Genomic DNA, 14,641 nt, shown 5'->3' with positions numbered 1-14,641 from the left:
GAAAAAAGACCCATCGCCTAGAGTCTCAAGCTTTAGTTATTTTCTGTTACTATGACTTTTTGTTCATGGATTTCCAAGAAATAATTACGAAATCGGAAATTCTGTCAAGTTAAATTTCCGTTAAAAATACAATATCCGGAAAATTTGTCCTATTTTTTTGTAAATTTAATAATTGAATAGTTTTTGCGATACAGTCATCGAATAAATGATTAAATAATTGATGGCATTAAGAAACTAAGCCTCAGAATTTGGTTTCTTGATGTTTTTTAAAAACTAAACTTTAAACAAACCATTACCAAAAATATATAAAAATATGAACTTAAACCAATATACCGTAAAATCACAGGAAGCCATCCAGGCAGCACAACAGGTTGCTATGGAACTGGGCAATCAAAGTATCGAACCTCAACATCTTCTTGAAGGAATCTTCCAGGTAGATGAAAATATATCACCTTTCTTATTAAAAAAATCTGAAGCAGATGCTAATTTAGTAAGAGAGCGCAACCGTGAAAATTTAGAAAAACTTCCAAAAGTACAAGGAGGAAACATTTATCTATCACAATCTGCCAACAAAGTATTGCTGGATGCACCCAACATCGCTAAGAAAATGGGTGATGAATATGTAACGATTGAACATTTATGGTTATCCCTTTTGGAAACCACTTCTGAAGTATCAAAAATGCTGAAAGATATGGGTGTGACCAAAAATCTTTTGGAAGGTGCTATCAAAGAATTAAGAAAAGGAAGCAAAGCAACTTCTGCCAGTTCAGAGGAAACTTATCAATCCTTAAATAAGTATGCTAAAAACTTCAACGAGTTGGCAGCAGAGGGCAAACTGGATCCGGTGATCGGGCGTGATGAAGAGATCAGAAGGGTTTTACAAATCCTTTCCAGAAGAACCAAAAACAACCCCATCCTTATTGGAGAACCGGGTGTGGGTAAAACAGCGATCGCGGAAGGAATTGCCCATAGAATTATCAGTGGTGACGTTCCTGAAAACCTGATGGATAAAACTTTATTCTCGTTGGATATGGGAGCTTTGATCGCCGGAGCAAAATATAAAGGTGAATTTGAAGAGCGTTTAAAATCCGTTGTGAATGAGGTAATTAAGTCTGATGGTCAGATTATTCTTTTCATTGATGAGATCCACACTTTGGTAGGAGCCGGAGGTGGTGAGGGAGCAATGGATGCTGCCAATATCTTAAAGCCTGCCTTGGCAAGAGGAGAATTAAGAGCGATTGGTGCCACTACATTGAATGAATACCAAAAGTATTTTGAAAAAGATAAAGCGTTGGAAAGACGTTTCCAGAAAGTAATGGTGGAAGAACCGGATACTGAATCTGCAATTTCCATCCTTCGTGGGATTAAAGATAAATATGAAGCGCACCACAAAGTAAGAATCAAAGACGAGGCAATTATTGCTGCGGTGGAAATGTCTCAAAGATACATTTCAGACCGTTTTTTACCGGATAAAGCGATTGACCTTATTGACGAGGCTTCTGCAAAACTGAGAATGGAAATCAATTCCAAGCCGGAAGAGCTGGACGTGCTGGACAGAAAACTGATGCAGATGGAAATTGAGCTGGCCGCTATTTCAAGAGAAGGCAACCAGACTAAAATTGATCACCTCAAAGAAGATATTGCCAAAATATCCGAACAGAGAAATGAGATCAATGCCAAATGGCTGAAAGAAAAACAGAAAAGTGAAGATCTTACCCAGATCAAAAAAGATATAGAATCTCTGAAACACGAAGCGGAAAGAGCTTCCAGAGCCGGAGATTATGCAAAAGTAGCGGAGATCCAATACGGAAAGCTTCGTGAAAAAGAGGAAGAACTTACCAAGGTTGAACTCGAAATGCAGAATCATCAGAATGAGCTGATCAAAGAAGAAGTTACTGCAGAAAACATCTCTGAAGTGATTGCGAAATGGACAGGTATTCCTGTCACCAAATTGCTACAATCAGAAAGAGATAAGTTATTGAATCTTGAAACTGAGCTACACCACAGAGTTGTAGGACAGGATGAAGCTATTCAGGCAGTTGCTGATGCGATCAGAAGAAACAGAGCCGGTTTAAGTGATGATAAAAAGCCAATTGGATCTTTCTTATTCCTGGGAACAACCGGAGTCGGTAAAACCGAGCTGGCAAAAGCACTGGCAGAGTTCTTATTCGATGATGAAAACAATATGACCAGAATTGATATGAGTGAGTATCAGGAACGTCACAGTGTGTCGAGATTGGTAGGAGCGCCTCCAGGATACGTAGGTTATGATGAAGGTGGACAATTGACTGAGGCAGTAAGAAGGAGACCTTATTCTGTAGTGCTTTTAGACGAGATTGAAAAAGCACACCCTGATGTTTTCAACACATTGCTTCAGGTTCTGGATGATGGACGTCTGACGGATAATAAGGGGCGGGTAGTGAATTTTAAAAATTCTATCATCATCATGACTTCTAATTTAGGTTCACACCTGATTCAGGAGAATTTTGAAAACCTTACAGAGGAAAACCAGGATGAAATTGTGGATAAAACAAAAGATGAAGTTTTTGATCTTTTAAAACAGACCCTGCGTCCGGAATTCCTGAACAGAATTGATGAAATTGTACTTTTCCAGCCTCTAAGAAAAAAAGAAATCGGAAAAATTGTTCAGTATCAGCTGAGAGGGTTTAATGAAATGTTGTCTAAACGAAACATCATTATGACTTTCACTCAGGATGCGGTAGATTATCTGATGGATAAAGGTTATGATCCTGCTTTCGGAGCAAGACCATTGAAAAGAGTAATCCAACAGGAAGTTCTAAACAAATTATCTAAAGAAATTCTTGCCGGAAATGTGAATGACGGAGACAGAATTACGCTTGATTATTTTGTAGAAACAGGATTAGTTTTCCGACCTACCGAACAATAAAATAGTTTTTTTCATATACATTATTTTTGTGAATAAGTGCTGCAGAATACTCTGCAGCACTTATTTTTTTTTACTTTTTATCCTAATTAAGTGAAATAAACTTATCTTTACTATACTAATAACTAAAACAGAATCAGTATGAAAAAGCTAAAAAGAAATGATTTGAAGAAAATTGATGGCGGTCTTATCACTCCTATCATTATGTGTGATGAAAATATGAATTGTCCGGTCAATTTATGTTGTACATCAGGATACATTTGCAGGAACTGGAGAAAGTATCCATGCATTTAAAGAATAGGCGGAGAAAGGTATTTTCTCCGTTTTTTTTGTAACATCCATACAGATTTCAATCGCATGAAAGCTGTATTCTTTACATACAATCCGTAAAAACACGGTAAAAATAACAGTGTAATTCCCAATTAGCAAATACATTTTCTATAATATTTTTTACGAGATTTGCATATTAATTGAGTTTTACCGTAAACCACTAAGCTATGAATACAGAATCAAACAACCCATTACAGCCTGGTACTATGTCAAAAAGCCTTATCCAGGCTCTGATTGACAACTACCGTCAAAATCATCTAAATGTTATTAACACTGCTTTAGGGACACAAGATGCTCATTCCATCTGGTTTGACCTTCCGAAATTAAAAAATTTCATTGCTACTATTGAAGCTGAAGCTGCAAAAGTGAATCCGGATGTATCTACGGAAGATTTAGGAATAAGATTTTATTATGCTGCTTATCCAAAAGAAGACAACTGGTCTATAATGGACTCTCACCCTGTTCCTACCGAATATGCAGGAAAGCATACATTAGTAATGATTCCGACGTTAAAAAAAGCTGATGAAACAGGAGAGTTTCATGATTACGATTTCAATCAATCTCCAGATATCGATGGCAAACCTTTAGCATTAAATGCACGATCTGCCAAAGGTATTGGAGGAGAAGAAGATGATGATACAGGTCTTGGAGAAAATAATGGACAACTAACGCCTCCCAAGAACTCGTTTGGTGAATTATATTAATAATTAAATAACAAATACATGACGGATTTCCAAGAGTTTGCAAGCAAAAGCATGCTTTGGGCTGAGGGACTTGCTGCGTTTGTTGGCCTTTTGTATTACAATCGTATAAGAAAAGAATATTGGAAATTTTTTGTATTTTTCTTAGTTTTTATCTTTCTTAGTGAAGCATATGGCAGATGGGGAAAATTTGCTTATTTTTCTAAAGCCTATTTTTATAATTATTTTTTAATGCCTATCCAGTTTATTTTTTTTTACTGGTTATATGCAGCCAAATCCTTAGGAAAGCCAAAGCTTTTTTACGGATTATCCATCCTTTATCTTCTTTCATTTATTCCCAATGAATTGTATTTTTCGGGCAATAAAATTGTATTTGCTTTTAACTATACTTTTGGATGCCTTATCTTAATGCTTTTGGTAGTGATGGAATACTACAAACAAATTAACTCCCAGGATATTCTTCACTTTAATAAAAACAGAATGTTTTATATTAATTTAGGTATAACACTTTCTTATATAGGAACGCTACCTTTTATGGCATTTTATTCAATTCTGTTGAATTATATGGAAATCTGGGATATTTATTTTAGTTATTTTCTAATGTCAGGTGTGGTCATGTATATTTTATTTGCAAGTTCTTTCATATGGGGAAAACAGAGCTCTTAATTGTTATCATTCTATTCAATTTACTTTTTGTAATGTTTGTAACAGCGGTATTAATTTATATCAGAAGTTACAAACAACGCAAAAAGGAGCATCTGAATGAAATTGAAAGAAAAAATGAACTTCATCAGAGAGAACTTCTGTCTACCCAACTGGAAATACAACAAGCCACCATGCAGCAGATTGGTCGGGAACTGCATGACAATATCGGCCAGAAACTTACCCTCGTAAGTCTGTATGTACAACAGATGCTTTATGAAAACAAAGTTTCTGAAGCAAGTGAAAGAATTGATCAGGTTTCACAGATTATTAATCAATCTCTGCAGGATCTTAGAAGCTTGTCAAAAACATTGACAGATGATAATATCAACCAGAAGGAAATTGTAACTTTGATACAGGAAGAAGTGGATAACACCAATTCCTTCAAAAAATGTCATGTAAGTTTTGAACACAATTTCAAACAACTGGATCTGGGCTTTGTTCATAAAAATGTTTTACTAAGGATTACTCAGGAATTTATTCAAAACAGTATAAAACATTCCCATTGTAAAAATATTTTTATAAACCTGAATACTTCAGAAGATACTCTTTGGGAGCTTGACATTCGTGATGATGGAATCGGGTTTGATACCTCACAGATCAAGTCCAACGGAATAGGACTCACGAATATGAAAAACAGAGCTGAAATCATAGGAGCAAGTTTCTGTATGGAAAGCCAGGAAAATGCAGGAACACAAATCAATATTATTTTAAAAAAACAGTCATGAAAAAATCTATTGTCATTGTTGACGACCATATACTTATTGCAAAAGCTCTGGAAGGAATTATTGGTAACTTCAGTGAATTTGAAGTAATCTATGTAAGTGAAAACGGGAAAGATCTTATCCAGAAATTCGAAGAAGGCAATACCATTCCTGATATTATTCTTTTGGATATCAGCATGCCTATTATGGACGGTTTTGAAACCGCAGCCTGGCTTAGCAAAAATCATCCTGATATTAAAATCATGGCTCTCAGCATGCAGGGAGATGACAATAGTGTGATTAAGATGATTAGGAGCGGTGCCAAAGGTTATCTGCTAAAAAACACCCATCCAAGAGATCTTGAAACTGCACTTACCCGTCTCAATAGTGATGGCTTTTTTTATCCGGACTGGGCTTCAAAGATCATATTCTCCAATCTTAACAAGGAGACAGAATCTGAGATCGCAATAAGAATTTCGGACAGAGAAAAAGAATTCCTGAAATATACAGTCACTGAACTCAGTTACAAAGAAATTGCAGATAGAATGTGCTGCAGCCCAAGAACAGTAGAAAGTTATCGTGATCAGCTATGTGAAAAGCTGGATCTCAAAACCCGTGTAGGGCTTGCCGTTTTTGCCATTAAAAATGGTTTCGCAAATTAGACTCTACCATAAAAAAATTCTTTCAAAAGCAAATTTAAACGAAAAGTATTCTTATAAAATAATTAAAACTAAGATCATATTAGTATACTATTTCAAATTAATTAAAATTCAATACATTTTAAAAAACATTAAATTAAAACCAACAACACTCAACAATATTTAACAAAATCACAAATAAAAAAGAAAATCATTTGCATATTAATTTTAAATAATATAATTTCACATTCTCAACCTAAATGATTTTGATATGAAAAAACTATTATTTGGAGCTTTTATGCTCACTGTAATGGCTGCATGTAACAATGACAGCATTACCAATCAAAATGAAAACAAAACCGACGAAGCTGCAACTCTTGCAGGTTTAGCTCAAAGAGGCTGTGCTTCTGAGGAGATCAGACAGGAAGCATTGAAAAAAAGCCCTGAACTTCAACAAAGATTTGCGGCATTAGAAAGCAATACAGAAAAATTCGCCAATGATGTGAAATTCGGAAAAGTTCTTGCTGATGGTACTGTAGAAATCCCTGTTGTCGTGAATGTTATCTACAAAACTACAGCTGAAAACGTTTCTGATGCAAGAATTGCAGAGCAAATTGCAGTATTGAACGCAGACTATGCAGGTACGAACAGTGATATTAATAAAATTCCAACCGAATTCCAACCCGTAAGTTCTGGTGATACAAAAGTAAAATTCAGACTGGTAAACACCGTTAGAAAATCCACTTCAAAAACAAGCTGGGCAACTAATGATGATATGAAAAAAGCCTCTAAAGGAGGAATTGATGCTACTAACCCTACCAATTATTTAAACTTATGGGTTGTGGGCAAAATGACCAGCCAGGGACGCACTATTCTCGGATATGCCACTTTCCCTGAATCTGCAGGTTTATGGAATGATGGTGTTGTAATAGCCGCTCCATATTTTGGAAAAACCGGAGCTTCTTCTCCTTTCAACCTGGGAAGAACTGCAACACATGAAGTAGGTCACTATCTGAACTTAAGACATATCTGGGGTGATGCCAATTGTGGAAACGACCAGGTAAGTGATACACCTACACAAACTACTGCTAATTATGGAAAACCTTCTTACCCGCTATACAATACCTGTAGCGGTGTACAAAGATCTGTAATGTTTATGAACTACATGGATTATGTGGATGACGCAGCTATGTTTATGTTCTCTGCAGGACAAAAAACAAGAATGCAGTCTGTAGTAGCTTCTTCTGGAGCAAGATCCGGATTAAGAGTGTATTAAAAATAAAATCTTTTTGCATATTTAAAATCTGTCTCAAGTTTGAGACAGATTTTTTTTCTATCCGTCCTCAAATGAAAAATACTAAAATCAATGGTTTCTTGTTTTTAAAACCTGTATCAGTCGGATTTATTATAAAAAACATTCTACAAAAAACATAAAAACGATAAAATTATTTACCATTAAAATACACTTGAATGTGAAATATAAAATAAATAATAGATTTTAACTAAAATTCAATACATTAATAATTCAATTGATTTTAATTCAAATAAATTAATCAAATATTGTTTATTTGTTAAATATTTATGAAAATAATTTGCATATTAATTTCAAATGATATAATTTCACGCCCTCAACCAAATTATATTATAACGATATGAAAAAATTCTTATTTGGAGCCCTGATTCTGGGCCTTATGTCGGCATGCAACAACGACAGCTTAACCAACCAAAATGAGACTTCTCCGGATCAGGAAAACATTGTTCCGAGTGCTCTTAAAAGAGGTTGTCCATCAGAAGAAATAAGACAGGCAATGCTTCTGAAAAACCCTGCATTAAAACAAAAAATGGCTGATATTGAATTCAGTACTGAAAAATTTGCAGAAAATCTTAAAGTGGGAAAAGTTCTTGCAGACGGAACTGTTGAGATCCCTGTTGTTTTTAACGTAATTTACAACACTTCTGCTCAAAATGTTTCCGATGCAAGAATTGCAGAACAAATTGCAGTCCTTAATGCCGATTATGGTGCTACTAATTCTGATATCACGAAAATCCCTTCTGCATTCCAACCTTCAGCAGCAGGTGATGTAAAAATCCGTTTCAAATTAGTAGCTACCAACCGTAAGCAGAGCACGAAGACAGGTTGGAGATCTGATCTGGAACAAATGAAAAAAGCCAGCACTGGAGGTATTGATGCTACTGATGTAAATAAAAACATGAATATTTGGGTTGTTAATTCAATTCTTGACGAAAACAACCAACCTGGAACTCTAGGCTACGCTTATTATCCTGAAAATGCCGGGCAATGGTATGATGGTCTTGTAATTGGATATCAGTATATCGGAAAAACAGGTGCATCTGCTCCATTCAATTTAGGAAGAACAGTAACGCATGAAGTAGGACACTATCTAAATCTTCCTCACCTTTGGGGATCATCCGATGCGGGTTGTCAGACAGATTACTCTAATGACACTCCTACCTCTCCTGGTCCTAACTATGGAAATCCGACCTATCCTCTAAACAGAGTTTGCGGAGGGGTAAGCCGTTCTCAGATGTTCATGAACTATATGGATTATGTGGATGACAAATCTATGTATATGTTCTCTGCGAATCAAAAAACAAGAATGCAGGCTGTAGTATCCGCATCAGGGCCAAGAGCTGGATTAAGATAACCAACAACCTCGATTAGAAAATTATAAAAATATTAAAATAGTCTATCTCAATTTTTGGGATAGATTTTTTTTATATTTTTATGCGATTTAAATTTCAACACCACTAAGATGAAAAAAATAGCATTAGCATCAGGAATACTATTGCATTTATACTTTATTAAAGCTCAGGATACGATCAAAATTAAAACACTGCTGGATACCATCCCATCCAGAAATCTCAAAGAAGATCTGGCAATTATCAATTCAGGATATTCTATTCAGGAGAAAACTCCTTTTTTTCAAAAAGAATGGGTAAAAAAATCTGTAGCTCCAGCTATTCTTTTTACTGCTGCTGCTGCAACATGGGGAGAAAAAGAAAATATACGTGAAGTAAGAAACCGCTATCTTCCCAACTTCAAAGTGAAATATGATGATTATCTGCAATATGCTCCTGCTGTAGCTGTTTACGGGTTGAAACTAGCAGGTATAAAGGGGCGTAACAATATAGGAAGAGCAACTTTATCTTATGGTACAAGTTTAGCCATCATGGCCATTTTAGTTAATTCCATTAAATACACAACAAAAGTAGAACGTCCGGATGGATCCAAAAACAACTCTTTTCCATCAGGACATGCGGCAATGGCTTTTACCAATGCCAGTTTTCTGCATAAAGAATATGGTTTGGTAAATCCAGCCTACAGTATTGCGGGCTATGGTTCTGCAACTCTTACGGGACTTGGACGAAATTTAAATAACAGACACTGGGTTCCGGATATTCTGGCTGGTGCGGGTATCGGGATTATATCAACAGAACTGGGATATTTCTTTATTGATAAAATTTATAAGAACAAAGGAAATAATTTAAGCATCTTATCAAGAATACAGGGAAATGATTACCCGTCTTTTCTTGCACTGAAAATGGGGACTGCTTTAGGAACCACCAATTTCCTGAAGGAATCTGAACTGGATGATAAAAAACAAATTGGTTTCGAGGGAGGACTGGAAGGTGCTTACTTCTTTTCAAAAAAATGGGGTGTGGGTGCCGATGTATCCTTCAGCAGCTTCCCTATTAAATCCCAAAGAATAACATTTGATGACGAACAGGATTTTGGCAATCACGAAATCAAAACACAATCTATGGGATTTCTTTCTGCAGGCATCGGACCTTATTTTTCTCATGAACTATCAAAAAAATGGCAGCTTACTTTAAAGGTAACCGGAGGATATGCTGCAACAGCAAGTGGAAAAGTATTTTTAAAAGGAAACGATATTGATGCTCCCAACAACGAACTTCAGATCGCCAGATACAAACCCAGACCGGCTTTCCGCTGGAATACAGGAGCTTCCATGACCTACAAGTTCAATCCGGGACTAGGCCTTACTTTCTATACAGATTATAATAAGATCAACTCCACAATTCAATATTCCTTCAGCGATGAGATCAAGGAAAGTGAAGAACTGGATCAGGAACTGAACAACCTGATTGCTAAAGAAAAAATCAGTTATATTACATTAGGCTTAAGATTAACTGCCTATTTCTAAAAACAAAAAAAGCCTTCGTATTCTGAAGGCTTTTTTTTATAACTTTTTACGATTATCATCCGGAGTATAATCCATAAAGATATCTCCATCCAGCTGTACAGATTTTACTTTCTTTTTAATAGGAATCACCAGATCAGTCAGTTTCTGATCTTTTTCCCAAACTGAAGGAGAAAAATGAATTTTCTCCGTAGTTCCATCATCATAAGACAATATAGCATCAAACGGAATGGCAAAACCTCCTACATTTGCAACGTTTATGGTAAGCATGTCATTCATCTGGGATGCTCCTGTTACTTTTAAGTCAATATAATTATTGGTATAAAACCAATTCTGGAAGAACCAGTTCAGATTTTTTCCTGATCCTGTATTCATAGAATTAAAATAATCCCATGGAACAGGATGTTTTCCCTTCCAGTTGTCCATATAATGGTGCAATGCTTTTTTGAAGAGTTCATCTCCCAAATAATCTTTCAAAGCCAGATAAGACAATGATGATTTTACATAAGAGTTGTTTCCGTATCCGGCGCCACTTACCTGCGTACTCATCGTGATCACTGGTTGATCCTGCTCAGCAGAAGGATCATTGATCCATTTTTTAACACGGAAGTTTTTATAAAATTCTTTAGCTGCAGCCTCACCTTTTTCATCAATTCCTATAAGATATTCCAGCGTGGTTGCCCAGCCTTCATCCATAAATGCATATCTTGTTTCATTGATTCCCATATAGAAAGGGAAATAAGTATGGGCAATTTCATGATCTGCCGTCAACCTGGCATCATTAAGATCATCAGGAATACTGGTATCATTAATCATCATAGGATATTCCATATCTGCATATCCCTGAATAGCCGTCATTACATTGTAAGGATATTCTACACCCGGCCAGTTTTTTGAAAACCAATCCAGATTATAGCGCATCCAGTCTACATAATGTTCAAAATCTTTCGCTCCGTTTTTATATCCTGCCTGAACGCTGGCTCTTTTTGTTTTTAACTCAACACTGGCAGCATCCCACACATAATGGTTACTCATTGCAAAACAGAAATCTGTAATATGATTTGCTTTAAATTTCCAGATATTCCACTTGTTCTGCTTGGTTACTTTTCCGGACTTCATTTCCTGCTCTGTGGCAATATGCATCAGCTTATCACTTTTCAGGGAAGCTTTATACGTTTTTAAATATTCCGGCTGAAGAACAGCTTCCGGATTCAGAAAATCTCCGGTTGCCCAAACTACATAATTTTTTGGTGCAGTGATGGCAAAACTGTAATCATTGAAATCATTGTAAAATTCCTGTCTGTCTGAGTGCTGAAGCATATCCCATCCATTATAATCATCATACACGGAAATTCTTGGAAAAGAGTATGCCACATAGAATGTTTCAGGATCAATCTGCCCTTCTCTTCCACTCTGAACTGACAATGGATATTCCCACTCTATTTTAACCTCAGCTTTTGATTTAGATTTTAAAGCAGATTTTAATTGTACTTTTTCAACAGTACTCCAGTCATCACTGTTGATCTCATATTTTATGTTGTTTACAGTAAAGGATTTAATTTTCAGTCCGGATGAAAGGAAATCTTTGGATACAAATCCTGATCTTGGCGACTGTGGTTTGTGAAGGTTATTCACAAATCGTATAGCCAGTTCATTCAGATTATCCGGGCTGTTGTTGGTATAAACAATAGTTTCTTTTCCGGAAACTATTTTTGTAGCAGCATCTACTTTCACCTCTACATTATACACTCCTTTATTCTGCCAGTAGTTTTTTCCTGGCGCTCCGGAGATATCACGTGTTCCTCTCTCGTACGCTTTTTTGATATTCCTCGGCATATACAATTCCTGAGCTGACAATTGCAGTAAACAAACTGCAATCAGCATTCCGGAAAAAATTTTCTTCATAGCAATCTTTTTAAAGATAAGCATCAAAAATAGCGAAAATGTACCATCAGACGATTATTCTTTCGCGATAATATTTCACTGTAATAAACTTTTACATTAAAATATTCTACAATCGATCCTGTTCAGCGGTCTTCTTAATTGTTTTTGCATTTTTAACCGATTGATTTCCAAAGTTGAATTTCAATGAAAATGTTACTCCCTGAGTATCGGTATAATCAAGAAAATAATTATCCTGATTTGCATATTTTGTACTGACTTTCTGCTCTGTAGATCTGAAAATATCGCTAAAAATAAGGCTGGCTTCCAGTTTTTTACTAAAGAATTTTCTATTCATTACAAAATAGGCTGACCATAAAGAAGATATTCTGAACGTTCCCTGTATGCCTGGAGAATAGTAACGGTGTCCCATTTCCATTTTCCAGTCGCTGCTTTTATCCAGCGTAAAGCTTGTTGAGATGTTAGATACCCAGTTCCAGACTTTATTTTTATACAACATTCCATCAATTCCTTTGAAATAATTTTCATTATGCTCAAGATTTTCAGAAAGGATAATATTCCACCAGGATTTCACCTGGAAATTTTTGTACAAGCTTACTCCAAAAGCTTCTCCTTTCTCAATATTGGTAAAATAATAAATCAAACTGTTGGTACTTGGTTCCTGATAGGAGATTTCCATGGAAGGATATATTTCTTTTCTGTAATACAAATCCAGATTCCAGTCTTTCCAGGAATAAGTAAGATTGAGATTATGAGTAATTGTAGCTTTTAATTTTGGATCTCCCTGATAATAGGAAAAAAGATTATAATAAGATTTTGCAGGATTCAACCATGAATAGGAAGGTCTGCTGATTCTTTTCCCATAGGAGAACCCAAATTCCTGTTTGTTTTCTGTGGTATATTGTGCATAAAAAGTGGGAAAGAATTTCCAATAGTTACTTTTATTCAATTCATGAGGTTCTGAAACCACCCCTTCAAGATTTGTCATTTCCGCACGAAGTCCACCTTTGAAGCTCCATTTCCCGACATTGTAGGCTAACGAAGAATATAGGGCAAAATTGTGTTCTTTATAATCAAAAACACTGCTTTTTTCCGGCCTGTATTGTAATGCTCCGTTCTCATTATCTGAGAAATCAAGCTGACTGCTTGTCTTTACAAAACTATATTTTGTACCGGATTCAAGTTCAAACTTATCATCTTTCCACTGATAATCGAATTGGGTAGAATACAGCTGAACATCCGCTTTATTCTGAGTGAGGAAATTATCTTCTTTCGGTGGCTGTCCTGCAAAGTTTAAGTATGTAATTACATTTTGGTATTTATCCACATTATTTCCGGTAAAATAATTGATCCATGAAAGACTGCTTTTCTTATTCAGCTTGCGATCTATCTGAAAACTTACCGAGTTATTGATGGAACGGGAACGGTGATCATTGATTGTTGTATAATCAGATTCCACTATATCCTGCTGGTTATAGATCAATGTAGGAACATTATAAGTTCCGAAGGACTTTGGAGAAAAATACCCTGAGTAGTTGAGGCTTAGATTGGTTAAACTGTCCAGTTCATATTCCGCATTAAAATTCAGGGTATTCTGGTTATTGTTTTTATCCTTCCTGTTCATCGTACTTACCCATCGGGTTTGGCTTTCCGGATAGTTTACATAATCTGTTCCTTCCCGGTAGTACGTTCCCAGCCCTTTATAATAGCTTCCCATTAAGGAAAGTTTATCTTTTTTATAATATTGAGAGAGACCAAATACACCTTTCGCATATTGTGTCTGCACATATTTGGATGAAAGAATACCACGGTAGCCTTCAATTTTATTCTTTTTCAGAACAATATTCAGTACTGCGCTTCCTGAAGCTTCATATTTGGCAGGCGGATTGGTAATCACTTCTACAGATTTCACTTCATCTCCCTGTGTATTTTCCAGAAGATTTTTAAGCTCATCCCCTGTCAGCATTACTTTTTTATCATTAATCGTCACCAGAATTCCGGTACTTCCCTTTACACTCAATACACTGTTGTTAATGGTAACACTGGGTGTATTTTTTAGAATTTCCCAGGCATTGAGTGAGGAAATATTACTGTTTTCCACATTAAATTCAAGACGGTCTACCTTTCTTTTCACCAAAGGTTTACGTTTCGTCATGACTACTCCTTCTATTTCCTGAGATTCTTTTTTAAGAACAATGTTCAGAGGTTCAGACTCTGTTAAATCTACTTTTTTCTCAAATAAAGAATATCCCTGATTTTTAATGACCAGCTTTATATATTCCTCTGCAATATCCTCCAGTACAAATTTCCCATTGTCATCCGTTTCTAATTCTTTAATTAATTTATCCTGAGTATTATACACTTTCACTTTTACAGATGAGAGCTTTTCGTTTTCAGTATTCACCACTGTTCCTCCAGCTTTTTGTTTCTGGGCAAGAATCAAAATGGGAAAACACAAAAGAAAAAGAGTTTTATACATGGTTATTTTTTTATCCTTTCCAACAAAAACTGCTGTTCTGTTCTATGGAGACAAAATTCCATATTGACTAGAAAAAATACGGTTAACAGAAGGTTA

The 14,641-nt window shown here is 35.7% G+C and carries 11 protein-coding genes; 9 read left to right on the top strand and 2 right to left on the bottom strand.

What is annotated here, in order from left to right; all coding sequences use genetic code 11:
• Positions 1 to 313 precede the first annotated feature (313 nt).
• The 9 genes from clpB to PZ898_RS18065 all read left to right on the top strand — a co-directional run bounded on the left by clpB (position 314) and on the right by PZ898_RS18065 (position 10,167).
• On the top strand, positions 314 to 2,908 hold the full coding sequence (gene clpB, locus PZ898_RS18105; RefSeq protein WP_062672218.1) for an ATP-dependent chaperone ClpB: 2,595 nt from the start codon (positions 314 to 316) through the stop codon (positions 2,906 to 2,908).
• A gap of 138 nt (positions 2,909 to 3,046) precedes the next feature.
• Positions 3,047 to 3,199, top strand: a complete 153-nt coding sequence (locus PZ898_RS18100) for a hypothetical protein (RefSeq protein ID WP_277693896.1) — start codon at positions 3,047 to 3,049, stop codon at positions 3,197 to 3,199.
• A gap of 203 nt (positions 3,200 to 3,402) precedes the next feature.
• Entirely contained in the window at positions 3,403 to 3,939 is a 537-nt protein-coding gene (locus PZ898_RS18095) for a hypothetical protein (RefSeq protein ID WP_062672220.1), read from the top strand.
• 18 nt (positions 3,940 to 3,957) lie between these two features.
• Positions 3,958 to 4,602 carry a hypothetical protein gene (locus PZ898_RS18090; protein ID WP_062672222.1) on the top strand — a complete coding sequence of 215 codons (645 nt, stop codon included), beginning with the start codon at positions 3,958 to 3,960 and terminating at the stop codon, positions 4,600 to 4,602.
• Between the two features lie 32 nt (positions 4,603 to 4,634).
• Positions 4,635 to 5,366, top strand: coding sequence for an ATP-binding protein (locus tag PZ898_RS18085; RefSeq protein WP_228432463.1), 732 nt, complete (start codon positions 4,635 to 4,637; stop codon positions 5,364 to 5,366).
• On the top strand, positions 5,363 to 6,004 hold the full coding sequence (locus PZ898_RS18080; protein ID WP_062672226.1) for a response regulator transcription factor: 642 nt from the start codon (positions 5,363 to 5,365) through the stop codon (positions 6,002 to 6,004). The genes PZ898_RS18085 and PZ898_RS18080 overlap by 4 nt, the downstream gene beginning before the upstream one ends.
• 247 nt (positions 6,005 to 6,251) lie before the next feature.
• Positions 6,252 to 7,256 carry a zinc metalloprotease gene (locus PZ898_RS18075; RefSeq protein WP_062672228.1) on the top strand — a complete coding sequence of 335 codons (1,005 nt, stop codon included), beginning with the start codon at positions 6,252 to 6,254 and terminating at the stop codon, positions 7,254 to 7,256.
• 376 nt (positions 7,257 to 7,632) lie between these two features.
• Entirely contained in the window at positions 7,633 to 8,646 is a 1,014-nt protein-coding gene (locus tag PZ898_RS18070) for a zinc metalloprotease (protein ID WP_062672230.1), read from the top strand.
• A gap of 108 nt (positions 8,647 to 8,754) precedes the next feature.
• Positions 8,755 to 10,167, top strand: coding sequence for a phosphatase PAP2 family protein (locus PZ898_RS18065; RefSeq protein ID WP_277693895.1), 1,413 nt, complete (start codon positions 8,755 to 8,757; stop codon positions 10,165 to 10,167).
• Positions 10,168 to 10,203: 36 nt separating this feature from the next.
• On the opposite strand, the gene PZ898_RS18060 is transcribed toward PZ898_RS18065, so the two are convergent.
• Both PZ898_RS18060 and PZ898_RS18055 read right to left on the bottom strand, forming a co-directional pair.
• The gene (locus PZ898_RS18060; RefSeq protein ID WP_277693894.1) at positions 10,204 to 12,069 is read right to left on the bottom strand and encodes a M1 family metallopeptidase; all 1,866 of its coding nucleotides are present in this window, start codon (positions 12,067 to 12,069) and stop codon (positions 10,204 to 10,206) included.
• A gap of 106 nt (positions 12,070 to 12,175) precedes the next feature.
• Positions 12,176 to 14,545, bottom strand: coding sequence for an outer membrane beta-barrel family protein (locus tag PZ898_RS18055; RefSeq protein ID WP_277693893.1), 2,370 nt, complete (start codon positions 14,543 to 14,545; stop codon positions 12,176 to 12,178).
• Positions 14,546 to 14,641: the final 96 nt, after the last annotated feature.

Source organism: Chryseobacterium sp. WX (assembly GCF_029542485.1).
In the GTDB taxonomy this organism is placed as follows: domain Bacteria; phylum Bacteroidota; class Bacteroidia; order Flavobacteriales; family Weeksellaceae; genus Chryseobacterium; species Chryseobacterium cucumeris.
This window is presented reverse-complemented; position numbering and strand designations above follow the sequence as displayed.

Bases quoted from the DNA above. Each gene is read 5' to 3' on its own strand.
- PZ898_RS18090 (WP_062672222.1), top strand. From the start codon at position 3,958: ATGACGGATTTCCAAGAGTTTGCAAGCAAAAGCATGCTTTGGGCTGAG.
- clpB (WP_062672218.1), top strand. From the start codon at position 314: ATGAACTTAAACCAATATACCGTAAAATCACAGGAAGCCATCCAGGCA.
- PZ898_RS18060 (WP_277693894.1), bottom strand. From the start codon at position 12,069: ATGAAGAAAATTTTTTCCGGAATGCTGATTGCAGTTTGTTTACTGCAA.
- PZ898_RS18075 (WP_062672228.1), top strand. From the start codon at position 6,252: ATGAAAAAACTATTATTTGGAGCTTTTATGCTCACTGTAATGGCTGCA.
- PZ898_RS18080 (WP_062672226.1), top strand. From the start codon at position 5,363: ATGAAAAAATCTATTGTCATTGTTGACGACCATATACTTATTGCAAAA.
- PZ898_RS18070 (WP_062672230.1), top strand. From the start codon at position 7,633: ATGAAAAAATTCTTATTTGGAGCCCTGATTCTGGGCCTTATGTCGGCA.
- PZ898_RS18095 (WP_062672220.1), top strand. From the start codon at position 3,403: ATGAATACAGAATCAAACAACCCATTACAGCCTGGTACTATGTCAAAA.
- PZ898_RS18065 (WP_277693895.1), top strand. From the start codon at position 8,755: ATGAAAAAAATAGCATTAGCATCAGGAATACTATTGCATTTATACTTT.
- PZ898_RS18100 (WP_277693896.1), top strand. From the start codon at position 3,047: ATGAAAAAGCTAAAAAGAAATGATTTGAAGAAAATTGATGGCGGTCTT.
- PZ898_RS18085 (WP_228432463.1), top strand. From the start codon at position 4,635: ATGTTTGTAACAGCGGTATTAATTTATATCAGAAGTTACAAACAACGC.
- PZ898_RS18055 (WP_277693893.1), bottom strand. From the start codon at position 14,545: ATGTATAAAACTCTTTTTCTTTTGTGTTTTCCCATTTTGATTCTTGCC.